General features: G+C 37.6%; 15 protein-coding genes. All 15 read right to left on the reverse strand.

What is annotated here, in order from left to right; genetic code table 11:
* Positions 1-63: 63 nt before the first annotated feature.
* Positions 64-783, reverse strand: coding sequence for a heptaprenylglyceryl phosphate synthase (locus MKX41_RS22025; RefSeq protein WP_445671322.1), 720 nt, complete (start codon positions 781-783; stop codon positions 64-66).
* Positions 784-945: 162 nt separating this feature from the next.
* Positions 946-1,812 (reverse strand): phosphatidylinositol-specific phospholipase C/glycerophosphodiester phosphodiesterase family protein, encoded by an 867-nt coding sequence (locus tag MKX41_RS22030; protein ID WP_340973079.1) that lies wholly within the window; start codon positions 1,810-1,812, stop codon positions 946-948.
* A gap of 99 nt (positions 1,813-1,911) precedes the next feature.
* A complete protein-coding gene (locus MKX41_RS22035; RefSeq protein WP_340973081.1) occupies positions 1,912-3,318 on the reverse strand; it encodes an undecaprenyl-phosphate glucose phosphotransferase in 1,407 nt (468 codons plus the stop codon).
* A complete protein-coding gene (locus MKX41_RS22040) occupies positions 3,315-4,214 on the reverse strand; it encodes a glycosyltransferase family 2 protein (protein WP_445671347.1) in 900 nt (299 codons plus the stop codon). Before MKX41_RS22040 ends, MKX41_RS22035 begins: the two co-directional genes overlap by 4 nt.
* 157 nt (positions 4,215-4,371) lie before the next feature.
* Positions 4,372-5,394 (reverse strand): glycosyltransferase family 2 protein, encoded by a 1,023-nt coding sequence (locus tag MKX41_RS22045; RefSeq protein ID WP_340973085.1) that lies wholly within the window; start codon positions 5,392-5,394, stop codon positions 4,372-4,374.
* Positions 5,395-5,512: 118 nt separating this feature from the next.
* Positions 5,513-6,376 (reverse strand): dTDP-4-dehydrorhamnose reductase, encoded by an 864-nt coding sequence (rfbD, locus tag MKX41_RS22050; RefSeq protein WP_340975024.1) that lies wholly within the window; start codon positions 6,374-6,376, stop codon positions 5,513-5,515.
* Between the two features lie 8 nt (positions 6,377-6,384).
* Positions 6,385-7,407 carry a dTDP-glucose 4,6-dehydratase gene (rfbB, locus tag MKX41_RS22055; protein WP_042192239.1) on the reverse strand — a complete coding sequence of 341 codons (1,023 nt, stop codon included), beginning with the start codon at positions 7,405-7,407 and terminating at the stop codon, positions 6,385-6,387.
* A 35-nt stretch (positions 7,408-7,442) separates the two neighbouring features.
* Positions 7,443-7,994, reverse strand: coding sequence for a dTDP-4-dehydrorhamnose 3,5-epimerase (gene rfbC, locus MKX41_RS22060; protein WP_340973086.1), 552 nt, complete (start codon positions 7,992-7,994; stop codon positions 7,443-7,445).
* 159 nt (positions 7,995-8,153) lie between these two features.
* Positions 8,154-8,966, reverse strand: a complete 813-nt coding sequence (locus MKX41_RS22065) for a glycosyltransferase family 2 protein (protein ID WP_340973087.1) — start codon at positions 8,964-8,966, stop codon at positions 8,154-8,156.
* Between the two features lie 20 nt (positions 8,967-8,986).
* Positions 8,987-9,799: a sugar phosphate isomerase/epimerase family protein gene (locus MKX41_RS22070; protein WP_340973088.1), complete on the reverse strand. Its 813-nt coding sequence runs from the start codon at positions 9,797-9,799 to the stop codon at positions 8,987-8,989.
* On the reverse strand, positions 9,796-10,578 hold the full coding sequence (locus MKX41_RS22075; protein WP_340973090.1) for an NAD-dependent epimerase/dehydratase family protein: 783 nt from the start codon (positions 10,576-10,578) through the stop codon (positions 9,796-9,798). Before MKX41_RS22075 ends, MKX41_RS22070 begins: the two co-directional genes overlap by 4 nt.
* Before the next feature lie 18 nt (positions 10,579-10,596).
* Positions 10,597-11,568 (reverse strand): glycosyltransferase, encoded by a 972-nt coding sequence (locus MKX41_RS22080; protein WP_340973091.1) that lies wholly within the window; start codon positions 11,566-11,568, stop codon positions 10,597-10,599.
* Positions 11,565-12,677 (reverse strand): FAD/NAD(P)-binding protein, encoded by a 1,113-nt coding sequence (locus MKX41_RS22085; RefSeq protein ID WP_340973093.1) that lies wholly within the window; start codon positions 12,675-12,677, stop codon positions 11,565-11,567. The genes MKX41_RS22080 and MKX41_RS22085 overlap by 4 nt, the downstream gene beginning before the upstream one ends.
* A 40-nt stretch (positions 12,678-12,717) precedes the next feature.
* Positions 12,718-13,068: a hypothetical protein gene (locus tag MKX41_RS22090; protein ID WP_340973094.1), complete on the reverse strand. Its 351-nt coding sequence runs from the start codon at positions 13,066-13,068 to the stop codon at positions 12,718-12,720.
* A gap of 113 nt (positions 13,069-13,181) precedes the next feature.
* Positions 13,182-16,568 carry a hypothetical protein gene (locus MKX41_RS22095; protein WP_340973095.1) on the reverse strand — a complete coding sequence of 1,129 codons (3,387 nt, stop codon included), beginning with the start codon at positions 16,566-16,568 and terminating at the stop codon, positions 13,182-13,184.
* Positions 16,569-16,680 lie beyond the last annotated feature (112 nt).

Below are 16,680 nucleotides of genomic sequence, written 5' to 3' on the forward strand. Positions count from 1 at the left end.
GTAAGTGTTTATGCGAAAAATATAAGGATAATGTATAACGTGAAACTTATACTTTCTTATAATTTAATCGAATTTCTCTTGTACTGTCTTTTTTACAGCCGCAACTGTTAGCAGTGCCTGCTGTACATCACTATAAATAATATTGCCGACCACTACTGTATCACATAGAGCTGCTGCCTGCTCGGCTTCCGCCTCACAAGTAATGCCCCCACCATAAAAAAGTTGGGCGTGATCCACCATTTCGCGTACTGTCCGCACAGTCTCCATATCCCCGAACCTACCGCTGTATTCAAGATAAACAATCGGCAGTGACATCAGCCTGTCCGCAACCTGAGCATAAGCAGCCGCTTCTTCAGCATCAATGGCCGTCTCAGCCCCTGTAATCCGTGCAACTGAAGAGTCACTATTCAGCACAATATAACCTTCCGTTAGAAGCGAATCCCATGGAATCATAAATCCATAGCGTTCAATAGCTCGGCGATGATGGCCTACAATCCAGGCTGGATCAGGCGTATTAAGCACCATAGGGATCATATAAAGATCAAATCCGGGAACAGCAGCTTCAAGTTCGGATACCTCAAGTGCACAAGGTAACTCAAACTGTTTTACTCTTGCTAGGAGATCCACTGTATTCTCATAGGTTACTCCTGTTGAGCCCCCTATCAGTATGGCATCCGTGCCAGATAAGCAAACGGCCTCCAAATCCTCATCTGAAATCATCCGGTCAGGGTCTAGCTTAAACACATGCCGCCAAGGTTTGATCATTTGCTGCACTGATTTCATGAGAATCATCCTTAATAGTCATTTGGGCAAGACAAAGACACTCCTGCCGCCGCAAAAGATATAGATCTAGTCTATGCCAGCACAGCAGGTGTGTCAATTTAAAGCGAACAAAAATGCGAACATTTTTTCGTATTTTTTAATGGTAATAAGTAGTGTAAGATTTCAACGTACACCTGAGATGTTAATCAAATCCTTTTCGGGTACAAAATCAGTGTAAAAACCATCCACACCCATACGGGCCAGCTCCCTAATTTCAGCTTCTTCATTTACTGTATGAACATATACACGAGCTCCGGCCTTCTGCAGCTTTTTAACAAAACTCTTGTTGGCTCGGCCAACTGGCATGGTAATATCCACACCTGTTTTATTAACAAACTCAATAACTTGTTCATCCGTATCCTTGGATTGGTACAGAGTGTAAAGCAATTCTGGAAAAGAATACACCTTATTGATCTCATCAAGCATCGACTGATTATATATTTGTGGAACAATCCGATCTAATATGGCTGGATCCCGGCGCTGCGCCGCTTCTACCAACAATGTAAATTGTTTATTTATAAGTTCAGGTTTGATTTCTTTCGTATCGGTCACGATATAAGTATCTGGATAATGCTGCATCAGATCAAGCAACTTCTCGACATCGATCGGGGAGTATATATTCAGGATTGGGCTGTCCATGAATTCCTTATAATCTAGTACTACCCCTTGTTTATTAGCAGGAAGAACATCCAACTGACCTAAAAGCTTACTCATGTTGCCTGACCACTCATGCCTACCTACTAGCTGATCATCAGCCGATAATAACAAGTCTACTTCAAATACGCGAGTTCCCTGTGCATAATTAGCAACAAAGGCCTCCCATGCATTGGTGTACGTATGACCGTTAATGCCACCCATGGCATGTGCAACGATTTTGTGCGCTTCAAAACCGCTCGCGGATTGCTCTTCCTCTTTGTTCAACGTTATTACAAGAGTCATTATTAGTGCGACAATCATTACTACGGTTGCAATAATCTTTTTCTTATTCATAGTTGTGAGTTTCCTTTGCAAAGTTTAGATTAGAAAATTAATACCCCGCTCTGCCAGTGGCAAAACGGGGTATTATTAAAATCTAAATAAGCTCAGGTCTCAATAAGCGTTTTTGTTAACGAAGCCGTTGCGAATCGTTTTGAAAATAATTCGAATGTCAAACAGTAAAGACCAGTTCTCGATGTAGAAAATATCGTGTTTGATCCGCTCCTCGATGGAAGTGTCCCCGCGGAGTCCGTTACTCTGAGCCCAACCTGTAATTCCAGGACGTACATGGTGTTTTACCATATACTTTGGAATTTCATCACGGAACTGTTCTACATAAAATGGTCGTTCTGGCCGTGGGCCAACTACACTCATATGACCCAGTAACACATTAAAAAATTGCGGAAGCTCATCCAGACTTGTCTTCCGGATAAAGGTCCCAAATCTGGTTCTACGAGGATCTTCCCGCGTACTCCATCCTGTATCCTCTTCACCATCCTGCTGCATCTTCATGGAGCGGAACTTATACATCATAAAATTACGACGGTTCAGCCCCACACGTTCCTGCCGGAATATAATCGGCCCGGGAGAGGTCAGTCGGACACCAAGTGCCACGATAAGCATCACAGGGGAAATCATAATAATTGCGAACAATGAGAACACAATATCAAACAATCGTTTTGCCATCTTATTACCCGTCATATCTAGTGGAATATCACGAACATTAATCATTGGCATGCCTGCAAAGTTATCAAAGTAAGGGCGCGCTGGTAAGTAGTCGAAAAAGTCAGGGATAATCAATGTGCGTACACCTGCTTTTTCACAGGCCGCAATAATTGAAGGATACTTCGAATGGGCATCAAGTGGCAGCGCAAGTATAACCTCATCCACAGGCAGCATCTCTAGCATTCCAGACAACTGGTCAACTGTTCCAAGAATCGGTTTATATCGTTGTTCTTCAATTCCATCCCAAGTATGATAGTCATCCAAGAAGCCAATCGCTTCATATCCAAGCTCAGGGTATTGCTCTAGATTATTGTAGAATCTTTTGCCTAGCGTACCTGCACCGATGATAAGTACAAACTGTCGGTTGAAGCCTTTTTCGCGAAAAGACTTAAGCATCTTCTTCAGTACATAACGGTACAGCATAATAGAAAGAATGTTCAATCCCATGTAAAGAGCTAGATATGTTCGGGAGATATTTATTTCTTTCACGAAAAACATCAGACCAAGCAGAATGAAAATGCCCATGATATGCACTTGGAAAATCTTAATGAATTCATCGACAAACCGTTTCTTACGCTTCGGCAAATACAGCGACAGCAGTATACCGATTAACACTGCAATTCCGCCATAAATCATACTCCAGTAAGCGTACGACTCTACAGGCAACGGGTTTTCGTACTCCATCCAACCACTTCTAAACTTTAGCCACCAGGCTATAAGGAAGGACAGCTGGATGACAAGAAAGTCAGCCACCATATAGAGCTGTGTCAAAAATTTCTGATTACGCCGAATCATAAATTCACCTCAGTATTCTTTTCGTTACGTGCACCTGTTTCATTAGCGGAGTTAAGACTCTGAGCAGGTGATGGGACTGTTTTAGGCGAAGTTAAGGCATTCCGCAAAAGCGAAAGTGCGAACTTCACACCTACGCCGGCATATACTGTTCCATTTATCATACTGTTGTACTTCTTACTATAATGCTTACGATGAAATAAAATCATTGCCCGGTGGAATTCATAGACGATCTTAAACGGTCTGCGTCTGGCGCTACCGCCTTTAAGATGCACGATAGCAGTCTTCGGATAATAATAAATCTTCCAACCAGCCTCTTTAATACGATAACACCAATCTAAATCCTCGCCGTACATAAAGAACTCTTCATCTAATCCACCCACCTGGTTAATCGTCTCCCGCCGCAGCAGCATAAACGCACCAACCAGACAATCTATCGGGTAATCAAGATCAGGGTCCAGATAACCTAACTGGTAACCGTTAAACCTCGGACGATCCGGAAATAGCTTACTAAATCCAAAAGCATAATAGAACGAAGCAGACGGTGTAGGAAACCCCCGCTTGCAAGCTTTATCTAGCGAGCCATCCGGTAAAATAATCTTGCACCCTGACGCTCCTACATCAGGCCGACTATCCATAAAGGAGATCATCGTCTCTAGCGTATCCTTACGTACCACCGTATCTGAATTCAGCAGCAGCACATACCGTCCGGATGAAGCTTCCATCCCCTGATTATTAGCACGGGCAAAACCGACATTGTCGTTATTTGCGATCAACATTACACCTGGAAACTCTCTACTAATCTTCTCTACCGAATCATCATTGGAATTGTTGTCTATTAAAATAATCTCATAGGAATAGTTCGTTGCTGAGTCATACACCGACCTGAGACAATCCATCGTCAGGCGACACGTGTTGTAATTAACAATAAGTATGCTTACATCTACATTCACTGCGTAACGCTCCTGACAAATATAGTAATCTACCGACAATAATTATAACATAAAACCTCCCTGAGAAGAGGTGACGTTTCAGGGAGGTTTTTCCATATGTGGTTTAGCTTTCGTGTTTCTTTCTCTCTTTTATCGCGGCTTGTATATACTCCCGCTTCTTTTTTAACGCTGGAAGCTGAGTGAAAAAGGACTTCCACGCTGTAATTAACTGTGGCTCTCTCAGAAGCATATAGCCATGTGCGGCAAGCTCATAGGGAAGAGAAATGAAGATTGTCTTCAGCATAGTTCGAGTCTGTTCATTCTTGTAGATCATTTTGTAGCGGTTAATGTAAGATATTCGTCGGATGAACAACGGCTTCGTGTTACGACCAGACGTTTTCCAGCCACGTTCGTGATACCCGATCGCCTCAGCATCATAATATCCCCGCCAGCCGAATAACTCTGCCCTCCAAGCCACATCCACATCTTCCTTATAAGCAAAAAAGTCGGCATCAAAAAATTCGCCATCAACAATTATGTCGTTGATCATCCGCCGAGAATACATCGCAGCCGCTCCAGATACACCGAATACAGGACCCGATTGCGTCCATTGGTCAGCTGGCTCACCCGCACCGCGATCAAATGCACGGCGTGCTCTGTTCATTCGGAGACCTGTGCTGTCTACCAGCCCATGATCCGCCTTCAGCAAAAGCTTGCCTGTGGCGCTGCCGATCTGTGGATTATTCTCCATCTGTGTGATTAGTCTGGAGATATAGTCTGGAGCCAGCGTAAGGTCAGGGTTAAGGACGAGCACGTAATCTGTATTCGTGGCCGAGATGGCCTGGTTGTGGGCTGGGGCGAAGCCTGTGTTAAGCTCATTCTCCAGAAGGTCAATTGTTGGATATTGCTTTATCTCCCTTGCGGAGTTCATAGCTTCATGCCCCACCAAGAATGCAGCGGGTGAGTCCGAGTTAAACTGGTGATAGAACGTTCTGACCTTATCCGCCGAACCATCAGTTGAAGCGTTGTCCACTACGACAATTTTTTTGACCAAATAATCCTGTGCCATTACTGCCTCTATACAATCTATGATGTCGTCAGCACTGTTGTAGGTGACGATATGTACACTTACTGTTTTGTTATTCATGAGTATCCTCGACTTTGTAATTTCTTGTTAACTACACACTCCCTTCTTATTATAACGAAAGAATACAAAAAACTCCCGTATCGTTATAAACGATTTGGGAGTTTCAATTGCTACTATCTTATTCTTTTAGCTCTAAGAGGAAATCTCTCAGGCCCTCACGCCAAGGTCGAATATCCTCAAATCCATTCGTACGTATCGACAAATGCTCCATCACCGAATTCCGAGGACGCGGTGCAGGTCTTGGGAACTGTTCCGTAGCACAAGGTTCAAGCTTTGCGGTGAATTTCAAACCCAAAATATCCTCAGCCTCTGCAAAGATCGCCTGTGTAAATTCAAACCAAGTACATGAGTCGCTATTTGACGCATGGTATACACCATACTTCTCAGTTTGGATAAGCTCAAGCAAGAAACGAGCTAAATCAACTGTATAGGTAGGCGAACCCTTTTGGTCATCTACTACTTGAAGCATTGGCTTTTCTTGACCAAGCTTTAGCATTGTTTTGACAAAGTTATTCCCGTATTTACCATACACCCATGATGTGCGTACGATGAAATACTTAGAGGAAAGGGATTGAACTAACACTTCACCCGCACGTTTCGATTTACCATATATACTCTTAGGGTCTGTATTATCATACTCATGGTAAGGCTGTACTCCCAAACCATCAAATACGTAATCCGTACTAATGTATACCAGCTTAGCTCCAGCTTTTTCAGAAGCTAGCGCTACATTTCGACTGCCCATTGCATTAATTAAATAAGCTGCATCGATGTCACTTTCTGCCGCATCTACTGCTGTATGCGCAGCACAATGAATGACAGCATGCGGTCCATACTCACCAATAACCTGGATACACTGATCCAGATCGGTGATATCCATCTCTTGACGGTCGCAGCCCATCACTTGGTGACCATGATGCTGGAGTAGTAAAACAACATCCTGACCCAATTGTCCGGCCGCACCTGTAACAAGTACCTTCAGTTGAACCATTATAGAGATTCTCCCAAACGATCGCCATATTGTAATTCAGCGTACTTCTGGTATTCCCCAGATTGAATGCGAGTCCACCATTCGCGGTTATTGAGATACCATTGGATGGTTTCTTTAATACCTGTTTCAAACGTATGTTTCGGCTTCCAACCCAGTTCGTTCATAATCTTGGTAGGATCAATTCCATAGCGGCGATCATGACCCGGACGGTCTTGAACATAAGTAATCAGTGAATCAGGTTTGCCAAGTTCCTGCAATACTGTGTTCACGATATGCACATTTGTACGTTCGTTATTGCCACCAATGTTGTATACTTCACCGTTCACGCCCTTGTGGATAACCAAATCAATCGCGCTGCAGTGATCCTCAACATACAACCAGTCACGGATATTCATCCCATCGCCATATACAGGCAACGCTTGATCCGCAAGTGCGCGGGAGATCATAAGCGGAATAAGCTTCTCAGGGAATTGGTACGGGCCATAATTGTTCGAGCAGCGGGTAATGTTCACTGGCAGTCCGAATGTCTCATGGTATGCACGTACAAGCAAGTCGCCACCAGCTTTACTTGCCGAATATGGACTGTTCGGAGTCAAAGGAGTTTCTTCAGTAAACAAACCGGTTGCTCCAAGTGATCCGTATACCTCATCCGTAGAAACCTGAACGAATTTAGTAACACTGTATTTTTTCGCCGCATCCAAAAGTACTTGTGTTCCAAGCACGTTCGTCTTCACAAACACTTCTGGCTCCAAAATACTCCGATCCACATGCGATTCAGCCGCGAAATTTACCACTACATCAACACCTTGGCTAAACAAAGCATCCATTGCCTGTACATCTGTAATGTCTGCTTTTACGAACTTGTGGTTCGGATGATTTTCAATTGACTTCAAATTCTCCAAATTACCTGCATATGTCAACGCGTCTACGTTAACGATTTGATAATCAGGATGTTGTTGCAGCATGTATAATACAAAGTTGCTGCCGATAAATCCGGCTCCACCGGTAACTAGCAGTTTCATTTATAGCCCACCTTTTGTTCAATGAAATGTTATGTTTATAATTCGAAGTTAAGTTCCGCGTCCATCAGTACAGGATGACGTTGATCTTTATCCGATAATATCGGACTAGAAGTCGGCCAATCAATACCTAACGCTGGATCATTCCATAATATGCCGCGATCATTCTCAGGGGAATAATATTCGTCCACCTTGTATAACACTTGGGTATTAGGGACCAACGTGCAGAAGCCATGCGCGAAGCCTTTAGGTACAAGCAGTTGGCGTTTGTTATATTCGCTAAGTATTACTCCGACCCATTGACCAAATGTAGGAGAATTACGACGAATATCTACGATTACATCATAAATAGCGCCGGTTAAGACACGAATTAACTTTGTTTGGGCCTTTGGGTTCAACTGGTAGTGTAGACCACGCAGGACACCAACCTCTGCAGAGAGGGATTGATTGTCTTGGATGAATTTGTTGTTTACGCCGAGCTTATGCATAATTTCTTCGTTATAGCTTTCCATAAAAAAACCTCGAGTATCACCGTGGGTCACCGGTTCCAATAAGCTTGCACCTTGTAATTTAAAAGGAGTGACCTTCATAACTTATAGCTTCCTCCTTACATTTTAATTTCCTGAATTTTTAAGATTATTTTCATTAAGCCTAAATAATAATTTGTAATAATTTAATATAATGTATTCAAAACCACCATTAAAGGATCATAACAGAAAACTATTTTGATTTCCCTGGTAAATATCCTTTTATAATTCCTTAACCGATTGTCTAGTATTTTGATGGGCGTCATATTTATTCATATATAAATTCAAAAGAGTTTTAATTAATAGCAAATTCCCTCGTAAAGGACTTATTTTAGTAGGAACTTTCCCTTTTGGATATGACCGTGACACTGGAATTTCTATCACCTTATACCCTAGTTTAGGGGCTTTTACAGATAAATATCCTAACAATTCATAAGTGTCAAAAACATCCCTGAACGGTTTTAATCTGTCATCTAAAAGGAGCCTTGTAGAATGTGCCCTGAATCCATTCGTCGTATCAGTATAATGAAATCCAGCCATTAATGAAATAAAAGGAGCATGCATTAGTTTAATAGCTAATTTTCTTGAGAGAGGTGTATTAACTTCAGTGCCTCCAGGCACATATCGAGAGCCCTGAACAAAATCATAACCTTCATCAAGTTTCTCAATAAAATCAGGAATACTTTCAACGCCATCCTTATTGTTGCCATCCACTGTGATAATTCCTTGATATTGTTCGGTTATGGCATATGCAAAACCCATTCGTAACTGAGCACTCAGTTTTCCTGTGTCCTGTTTTGTTAAAAGCGCTCTTACATTCATATCTTTTAAAAACGCATCATCTAAGGAACCATCTGTGCTTCCCCCATCCAAGATAATTATATCTATAACATCTGAGACAAGTTTAATTTTCTCTAACTGCTTTTTAATTTTATTCCCTTCATTGATAACTGGGATACAAACACAATACTTACTAGCCTTGGGTTTGAATTCTGAAAGTGTAAATTTCGGTATTTGCCAATCTATCTTATCCACGGTAAAATTCGCCCCCTCTTTTAGGAATAAACTTCCATAGCATATATTAGTGCTTTCTCAACACTTTTAATATTGCTTGAAGATAAATCACTTCTCATTTCAATCGATATCCAATTTTTATAATCTTGCATTTTCAAAGCATCTGCTATTCTTTTATGTTGTGTATCCTCTGAACCTATTCTATTAAGATAAGGTTCACTAATATGAAAATGATTCAGATATGGCATGCTTTTTTCTATAACTGATGAAACAAGTTCATTATTTAGTAAGAGTGCGCCCGCATCTAAATGTAGCTGAAATCCAGAGATCCCTACTTCCCTAACAAGAGCGATTCCATCTTCAGTGTTTGTTATAAAATCACAACCATACTGTGTTGGATTAGGTTCGATGCACAAAGTCACATTTTCCTTAGCAGCTATAGTCCCCAACTCATAAAAAAACGGAATTGCTATCTCAAACTGTTCCTTTTTAGTCAATGAACCAACAAGCCTATTCTTTGGAGAGCCAAAAACAAGAGAACGAATCCCTAACTGTCCGGCTAGAGAAATAATACCAGTTAGATATTCAATCATTTCTAGACGTGATTCTGAATTTGAGAATAATTTCAAATGATTCTGACCGAATAATAAGGATTGCATAGCTACTAACTCTATTCCGTTAGATTGCCAATAAGTCTTATATTTTTCAATTTCTATTGATGTACACGCTAAAGGGTTCTCCCATATTTTAGTCGGAGCAATCTCAATACCATTAATGCCCAATCTCTTAAGAAGAGTTTTAATTTCATTATCTTCTTCAACATTCCATGCAATATTGGAAATAGATAGATTCATTGGAGCAGCCTCTTCTCACATTCAATAAATACGGATATCTCTCGAATAATTTCCTCTTTCGACTTCATATATCCCTCTTCAGCTTCAGAATTAAATAAATTCGCATATTTACTTTTCATATTATAAAAAACGGGGTTTTTAACCGTTTCATTTAAAAATAAATTCCCTGTTGAATTCCGAGCAATTTCGGAGGCACTTACTGGTTCAGTGCTGAAATTAACTAATGATAGTGAGTTATTCAGAGCAATCTGAATATCATTCCATAAATTACACATATTATAAAATTGAAACTCTGACTGGTAATGTGTTAATTCCAAAGTATTAGAGTTAATTAAATCATATATAAAGTTTTTCTTTAATCCTTTGCCAAATAAGCCAGGAAGTCTAATTATTGAATAATTTTTAAAATTATCTCTTACAAACTGTTCCAAATAATATCTATGGCGACCATAAGGGTCTATAGTTTCCGGATCAATTTTCGAATCCTCATCAACATTAATAGGATTCATATACACATCAACTGTAGATATAAGGACAAACATCTCTGCTTTTACTTTTTTTAAAGATTCAATTAAACTATTGATATTATCAAGATCTTCAAGAGGAGCCTGATTAGCTTTCCATTTCACTGCAGGTGCAGCAGCGCAGACAACAAGACCATATTCTTTATCTTCTATAGATTTAATATTTGAAGAATTATATAGGTCATTAAAATTAGTCTGTGTAAGCAATGTAGTGCCAACAAAGCCTGTGTACCCCAAAAGACAAGTTTTATTCATGAAAACCCTCCTCGTTAACTAATTTGAAGTATTTCCTAAATCTTTTACTAATTCCAAGCGAGGTTTCTTTTCTTTAAACATTTCCACAGATTTTGTGCTGTAAAAAGGACGATTCTGAATTTCAATTAAAATACGTGATGTATACTCACCTATGATCCCACCTATAAAAAACAAACCAGCAAAACCAAGCGAAATTAAAATCATTAAGGTTGTCCAACCTTCAACTACCGACTGATTAAAGAAGTAGTTATACATTGCATATCCGCCCATAAACAATGAAAAGAGAAAGAACACACCCGTTAGTAAATGAGCAGCCCTCAAACCAAAGTGTGAGAACGAAACTAACGCATCCATTGCAAGTGATACATTTTCACGATTCATTTTCCTTCCTCGAGCCTTATTTACAGACTGATATTGAATCAGAGTTTTTGAATAACCGGTAAGTTCATAAAGTGCTTTCCGATACCTTACCTTCTCTTTTAGGTTCTGCATTGCATTAAGTGCGCGACGAGTAACCAATCTAACCGTTTCAGTAGAAAGTGATAGATTTAGATAGGATACTCTATTTAATAGTTGATAAAATACTTTAGACTTCCATCCTACTTGGCCAGATGAAGCTACAACAATATCAAATCCTTTATTAGTTGAGGTTTTGAACATGTCGTATAAAAGTTCCACATCAAAGTCGATTGTTAATGACTCTATTTCAAAAACAAAATCACCCATGGATTTATTTAAACCAGCCATCATAGCACGTTCTACACCATGCTTTCTTGACAAGTTAATGATAGTAGTATCAGCATAAATTGTTCTAATTGCATTGTGGGCCTTTTCCAATGTGCTGTCATTACTATAATCATTAACCAATATAATTTCGTAATTCTTAAAATGACTCCTCATTATGCGATCAAATTGGATAAGTGATTGTTCAATTTCTCGTTCGTTATTATACGCATAAAGAACGACTGAAACAAATACCTGTTCTTTCATAGTACTTCCTCCAAATCATAAATAGTATTAAACTTCCCAGAGAACACTGATATGAATCTTGGACTCTCTGAGAACTCCTTAATCACAGTCGGACGAGAGTCATCAAGTTCAGATGCACTAATTAGGGCCTTAACAGCGAATAAAGATTTTCTTTGAGTTAACTTAATTTCTGGAATTAAATACTTTTTAGCGAGTTGATGCATTCTAATCCAAGCAGAATCAGGTTGCGCTAAACAAAAGTTACAGTTTGATAATTGATTAGGAGTACAGTTAGGGTTATGTTGCTGGCAAGAGAACTCCGGAAGAGCACTGAAAGAAGACTCATGCGGAGTATGTCCTACAGAAGTTAATGAATGATAGGAACTCTCTCCAAAAGGCATTAGAGAAAAAAACGGACCATCCATTACAGTTATACCGACATTTTTAATGTTATCCGTCACTTCAGTCATAATCACTTCGCATATTTCATACTTTGTTGTAAATAATTCGAAATCAAACTTACGGAGAATTTGATTTATACTAGCATAAGTTGCATTTAAGATATTTGCGGTAGTGCTAATTGTCTTATCGGAAAATCTTAGAACAAACTGACCATTCGATTCACTAACTGTATCTAAAATCTTACTAAACATAATCTCAACATTTTTGAATTTGCTTAACTCATTTATATACCACTCACGAATCAAATTTGCATCATAGCTATACTCTAGCGTCTCAAACGTTGCTTCAACTGTCCCTGGATTAAAATAAGCATTACTATTCACCTCAATTGCAGGAATATCCACATAGTTACAAAAATTTAAGAACTGTTCAGAATTAGTCAATGAATCATTAGCAGAAATTGCGTAAATCTTCTTAAATCTATCATTAATAGCGAAAGAAAAATCTTGCACAAAGCGTTCATAATAATGCGCTGATTTCGTTGCAGTAGATACACTTCGTGGATAATGATATCCGTTATGAACTCTTGCCTGATTTATATAACTTGCTCTTTGTAGAGGTTTGTCATCAATTTCAATTACCGCGATCTTTAATTCTCTTTTAGCTAATAAATGAGCAGCATATAACCCATAGATTCCGGCACCAAAAACAACATAATCGTAATCCAACAAAGTCAATCCCTTTCTAAAAAAAGTTGAGTCCCTTACTTCACTTAAATATAACAATAGTTCCTGCGATTAATAACAGAACGCCAATCACCTTAAATCCAGTAAGTGGTTCATGAAATATTACAATGGATGCTGTAACTATCCCAACTGTCGTAAGTGCCTGGGATATTGGTGAAATCCGCCCAAGCTCACCACGAGATAAAGCAAATATATAAAACACAAAGCTTACTCCATACATAATAGCCCCTGACCATAGATAAGGAGAGGAAATCATTTTATATAATGAGTTTAAATTTAGACCATCAAGACTTATTAGGTTAATCCCATACTTTAAAATAATTTGAGCGAAAATATTAAAAATCATGGCCAAAACTAACAATATAAGTAACATTATTATCTCCTATGATTTGATTTTCATTTCAATTCTAGCATTATTACGATCCATTTGCATTACACTTAATTACTTCCTCAACGTAATATTATTCTACTATTAACTATCATAGATTACTCTTTAGTATTATAAAATTTATTTTGTCCTTCCATATAAAAAGATGATTTATTAATTGTTACAGCCCCATCTGCTAAAAACTTAATTTCCTCTATTTCGTTATTCCACCATTTATAATCTGTACTTAGGCGAATTGCATAATCGTGACTCCCCTTTAACACATTAAATACATATATCCCCTTTTCTTCACTACCATCAGATTCAAGTTGAATTGAAGCACTACGGTCTTCTTCGCTTTTTATTTGTAATATTAAATAGGTAGTTTGATTCTTTATTATGTCCTGCGTATTTAATGAAAAATATGTGGTATTTATAATGGGTTTATTAAGGTATGGTGCATTTTGATAATTTTCGTTCCCATCTCTTTCTGCCCAAAGAATAGGTATATTCCCGATATTTCTAGTCCAAATTTCAGGTTGCTCATTTATAATTTCTAAGCCCTGAGAGATGTTTAACTTTTTTAACATAACATCTGTGTTATTAATATCAAGCCTAAGTTTAAAAGGCATTGATGGAAGATGGATTTCCATATTATTCTTCCCGATACTATTGATATAATAGGTCTGCGATTGAACTTCAGAAAAATCCTCATCGCTTTTCAACGTATAGAACAATTGTACATTTCCTGATTTGTTCGCATCGAAATCAATCTTGATACTTGTTGGTTTGCTCGCATCATATTTTATATCTGCAGACTTAATACCAATTAAACTTGATAATTGTCCAACTATATAAGGATCGTCTCCAGTACCCTGAACTTGCAAAAATTCTCCGTTTTCTTTTTCCGTAATAGCATTGTGATTCGATATTCCCTCTAAATTCGCATTTGCGAAATCACTAGAATATATCAGATTCCTAATTACACTACTTTCTTCTAATTTGCTGAGAAAAGTTTCTTTTTTAGATTTCAAAGAATAAATATCAAAATTAGATAACCTTATTAAAGGCTCATAATTTTCATAGATATACTCTGATATCATATAGTATTTAAAATCTACTGCTATGTTATCAATATGGCTCCACAGTTTTCCCGCAATGGGCATCAAAACAAGCGGAGGTTGTTTAGTCTTAATATCATTTAAGGCTAATTTTTGTGTTTTATCATCGCTAATCATAAGTGGAGATTGATTTGCATAAATCGGATTCTTACGTCCGACTAAAGCATAGAAATAATTAGTTGATGAAAAATCAAAGTATGTTTCATCTTTACTTAATGTCACATCAAGTATTCCTTTCAGTTGCTGAGCGTCTGAGGGTAGCTCACCATTAACGCGTGTACCATCAAATGAAATTGAATTGTCATATTGCTGTTGGTAGCTTTTAGACAGAAGTGCTTTTGATGCAATAGAAGCACTACCACTAAAATCGGTTAAATTTATATTTATTATTACTACTGTAACAATTGATGAGATTAAAAATCTCCCCACCCTGTCGATACCATTCTTGCTCATAACCACAAAAGATAATGCTGCCAAAGAAAACGTCCCTACGGTGTAAATTAAGCTACCTTCTGCAAGAGAGTGTCGTACGATGCCTCTCGAAATATTAAATAGAAAGAATATTGAGAAATATATAAACATTATAAAGTTCTGCTGATTCACTTGTAACAGATTTTTTTTCAATAAACTATATTTCAAAACAGAATATAGCACAATCACTGCTATAAATAGAGGTAAAATGTAATAACTTATTGTGTACGCTATTAGATTATTATCCCCAACATTCGCATATGCCCAATTTTGATTAGATTGGCATAGTTTAATAAACTCAATAATTCTTTCTTTTGGATTTATCCCTTTGAATAAGCATAACATCGCAAATAAAACTATTGCCGTAAATCCTGATATTATTCCAGACCATAAAAATTTAAAAATCGCTGAATATCGTTTATATGTGAAGGATATAATAAGGAACGTTGCTAGACCTCCGATTATTGCAGCCATACCTAAATCTAATCTATATAAGCACAATGCTCCAGCTGTTAACCAAAACCCAAAGCTATTTTTAAGTGAATGAGTTTCTCTAAAATATTTATATAAGCTAAACAGTAAAATTCCTGAAAGCAAATACGTTTCGCTGAATAAATAATCTAACAAAGGAAAAGTTAACACGAAAAAAAATGAGTTGATTTCTCCGATGAGAGACTTCAATAAGTAAAACATGACCAAAATCCCGAATATTTGTATATAACCATTATAGAGAAATGCTCCCCACGGCTCATAACCATTCAATAAAGAATAGATATATGCAAAAATTTGATTAGATAGCATATGTGCATCAAAGTTCTCAATTAAAGGTATACTCCCATATCTAAAAAGATGATCCACCGAAAGCCCATGATTCGACATTTCAAAATATTCATTACCTACCGTCGCCATGCGATATGGCTGCACAATCATAAGTATAAACGTAACCAATATTGCTGGAATATATAGATTATAAAGAGTTTTATTTGTTTTAGCCTTTAATTGACCAGCCTTCTGTCTTAATAGTTTAGTAGAAATAATCCACATTATTGTTAATGCGAAAATTATTACCGCTGAATACATAACAATTGGTTTATTAAAAACAATATCGAATCTCTTATTCAATATATTTAGCATCTCAAGCATAATTGATTGTACAATCCCTGAAAATATGATAGGTATGCTAGCTAGAATAAATATATTTCTACAATCATTGACTGTTATATTGTATTGTCCACTAATTAATCCTATGACTCTTTGGAAAATAAAAAGTAATATAACACACAGTAAAAACCATATAAATACAAAATAAAAAGTATCTATTTCTATTCCTAATTTCTGCATGAATTTACTCTCTAATAAATGCTCTATAATATGGAGCTTATTCGAAATCACAGTCACAAAGAGACTTAATGGTATCGAAATCAACATACACCATAGTAAATTAGTAATATCAAAATCATTGGTACCATTAAACCTTATATATATGTATCCTAATATGACTGCTCCACCCAGAAAATAAAGGGAGGAATCTTGACTAGCCGATAAAACACTTCCCACCACTCCTGCTATACCAATAAATGAGAGGTGTTTAATATAAAGAAATAGATGCGATGATTTTTCATTGTATCTTCCGGAGAACATTTTACAGGTTATGAGAAAAAGTAAAGCTGACATAACTAGTATGCCTATAATTAAGGAATAATAACTATTAATGCGAGTTGATATATTAAGATCAGACGCTGTTGCCCAAGACATTATATGATTAGAAAAATCTTTAATTTCAGGTGAATATGTTAATATTCTTTTAATAATAGGGAGTACTAGCAATAAAGAAATCAGGATACTTGAAGCACCCGCTGATGCCGCTAATTCTTTTTTATTCTCAAATAAGTTCTCCATCTTTTTGATTAGCATCTTTATAATTATCCCCTTCGACTAACTTGATAAAATTCCAAGTCAACAATCCTTAGGCTTAAATAAATGATTAATTCCCCAAGTAAGTGGAACTAGAATTTACCTTCTTTTT

It is taken from the genome of Paenibacillus sp. FSL R5-0475 (assembly GCF_038004585.1).
In the GTDB taxonomy this organism is placed as follows: domain Bacteria; phylum Bacillota; class Bacilli; order Paenibacillales; family Paenibacillaceae; genus Paenibacillus_AQ.

What these genes read in the sequence shown, in the direction of transcription:
- MKX41_RS22025 (WP_445671322.1), bottom strand. Translation starts at nt 783, where the DNA reads ATGAAATCAGTGCAGCAAATGATCAAACCTTGGCGGCATGTGTTTAAG.
- MKX41_RS22030 (WP_340973079.1), bottom strand. Translation starts at nt 1,812, where the DNA reads ATGAATAAGAAAAAGATTATTGCAACCGTAGTAATGATTGTCGCACTA.
- MKX41_RS22035 (WP_340973081.1), bottom strand. Translation starts at nt 3,318, where the DNA reads ATGATTCGGCGTAATCAGAAATTTTTGACACAGCTCTATATGGTGGCT.
- MKX41_RS22040 (WP_445671347.1), bottom strand. Translation starts at nt 4,214, where the DNA reads ATGGATTGTCTCAGGTCGGTGTATGACTCAGCAACGAACTATTCCTAT.
- MKX41_RS22045 (WP_340973085.1), bottom strand. Translation starts at nt 5,394, where the DNA reads ATGAATAACAAAACAGTAAGTGTACATATCGTCACCTACAACAGTGCT.
- rfbB (WP_042192239.1), bottom strand. Translation starts at nt 7,407, where the DNA reads ATGAAACTGCTAGTTACCGGTGGAGCCGGATTTATCGGCAGCAACTTT.
- rfbC (WP_340973086.1), bottom strand. Translation starts at nt 7,994, where the DNA reads ATGAAGGTCACTCCTTTTAAATTACAAGGTGCAAGCTTATTGGAACCG.
- MKX41_RS22070 (WP_340973088.1), bottom strand. Translation starts at nt 9,799, where the DNA reads ATGAATCTATCTATTTCCAATATTGCATGGAATGTTGAAGAAGATAAT.
- MKX41_RS22075 (WP_340973090.1), bottom strand. Translation starts at nt 10,578, where the DNA reads ATGAATAAAACTTGTCTTTTGGGGTACACAGGCTTTGTTGGCACTACA.
- MKX41_RS22080 (WP_340973091.1), bottom strand. Translation starts at nt 11,568, where the DNA reads ATGAAAGAACAGGTATTTGTTTCAGTCGTTCTTTATGCGTATAATAAC.
- MKX41_RS22090 (WP_340973094.1), bottom strand. Translation starts at nt 13,068, where the DNA reads ATGTTACTTATATTGTTAGTTTTGGCCATGATTTTTAATATTTTCGCT.
- MKX41_RS22095 (WP_340973095.1), bottom strand. Translation starts at nt 16,568, where the DNA reads ATGCTAATCAAAAAGATGGAGAACTTATTTGAGAATAAAAAAGAATTA.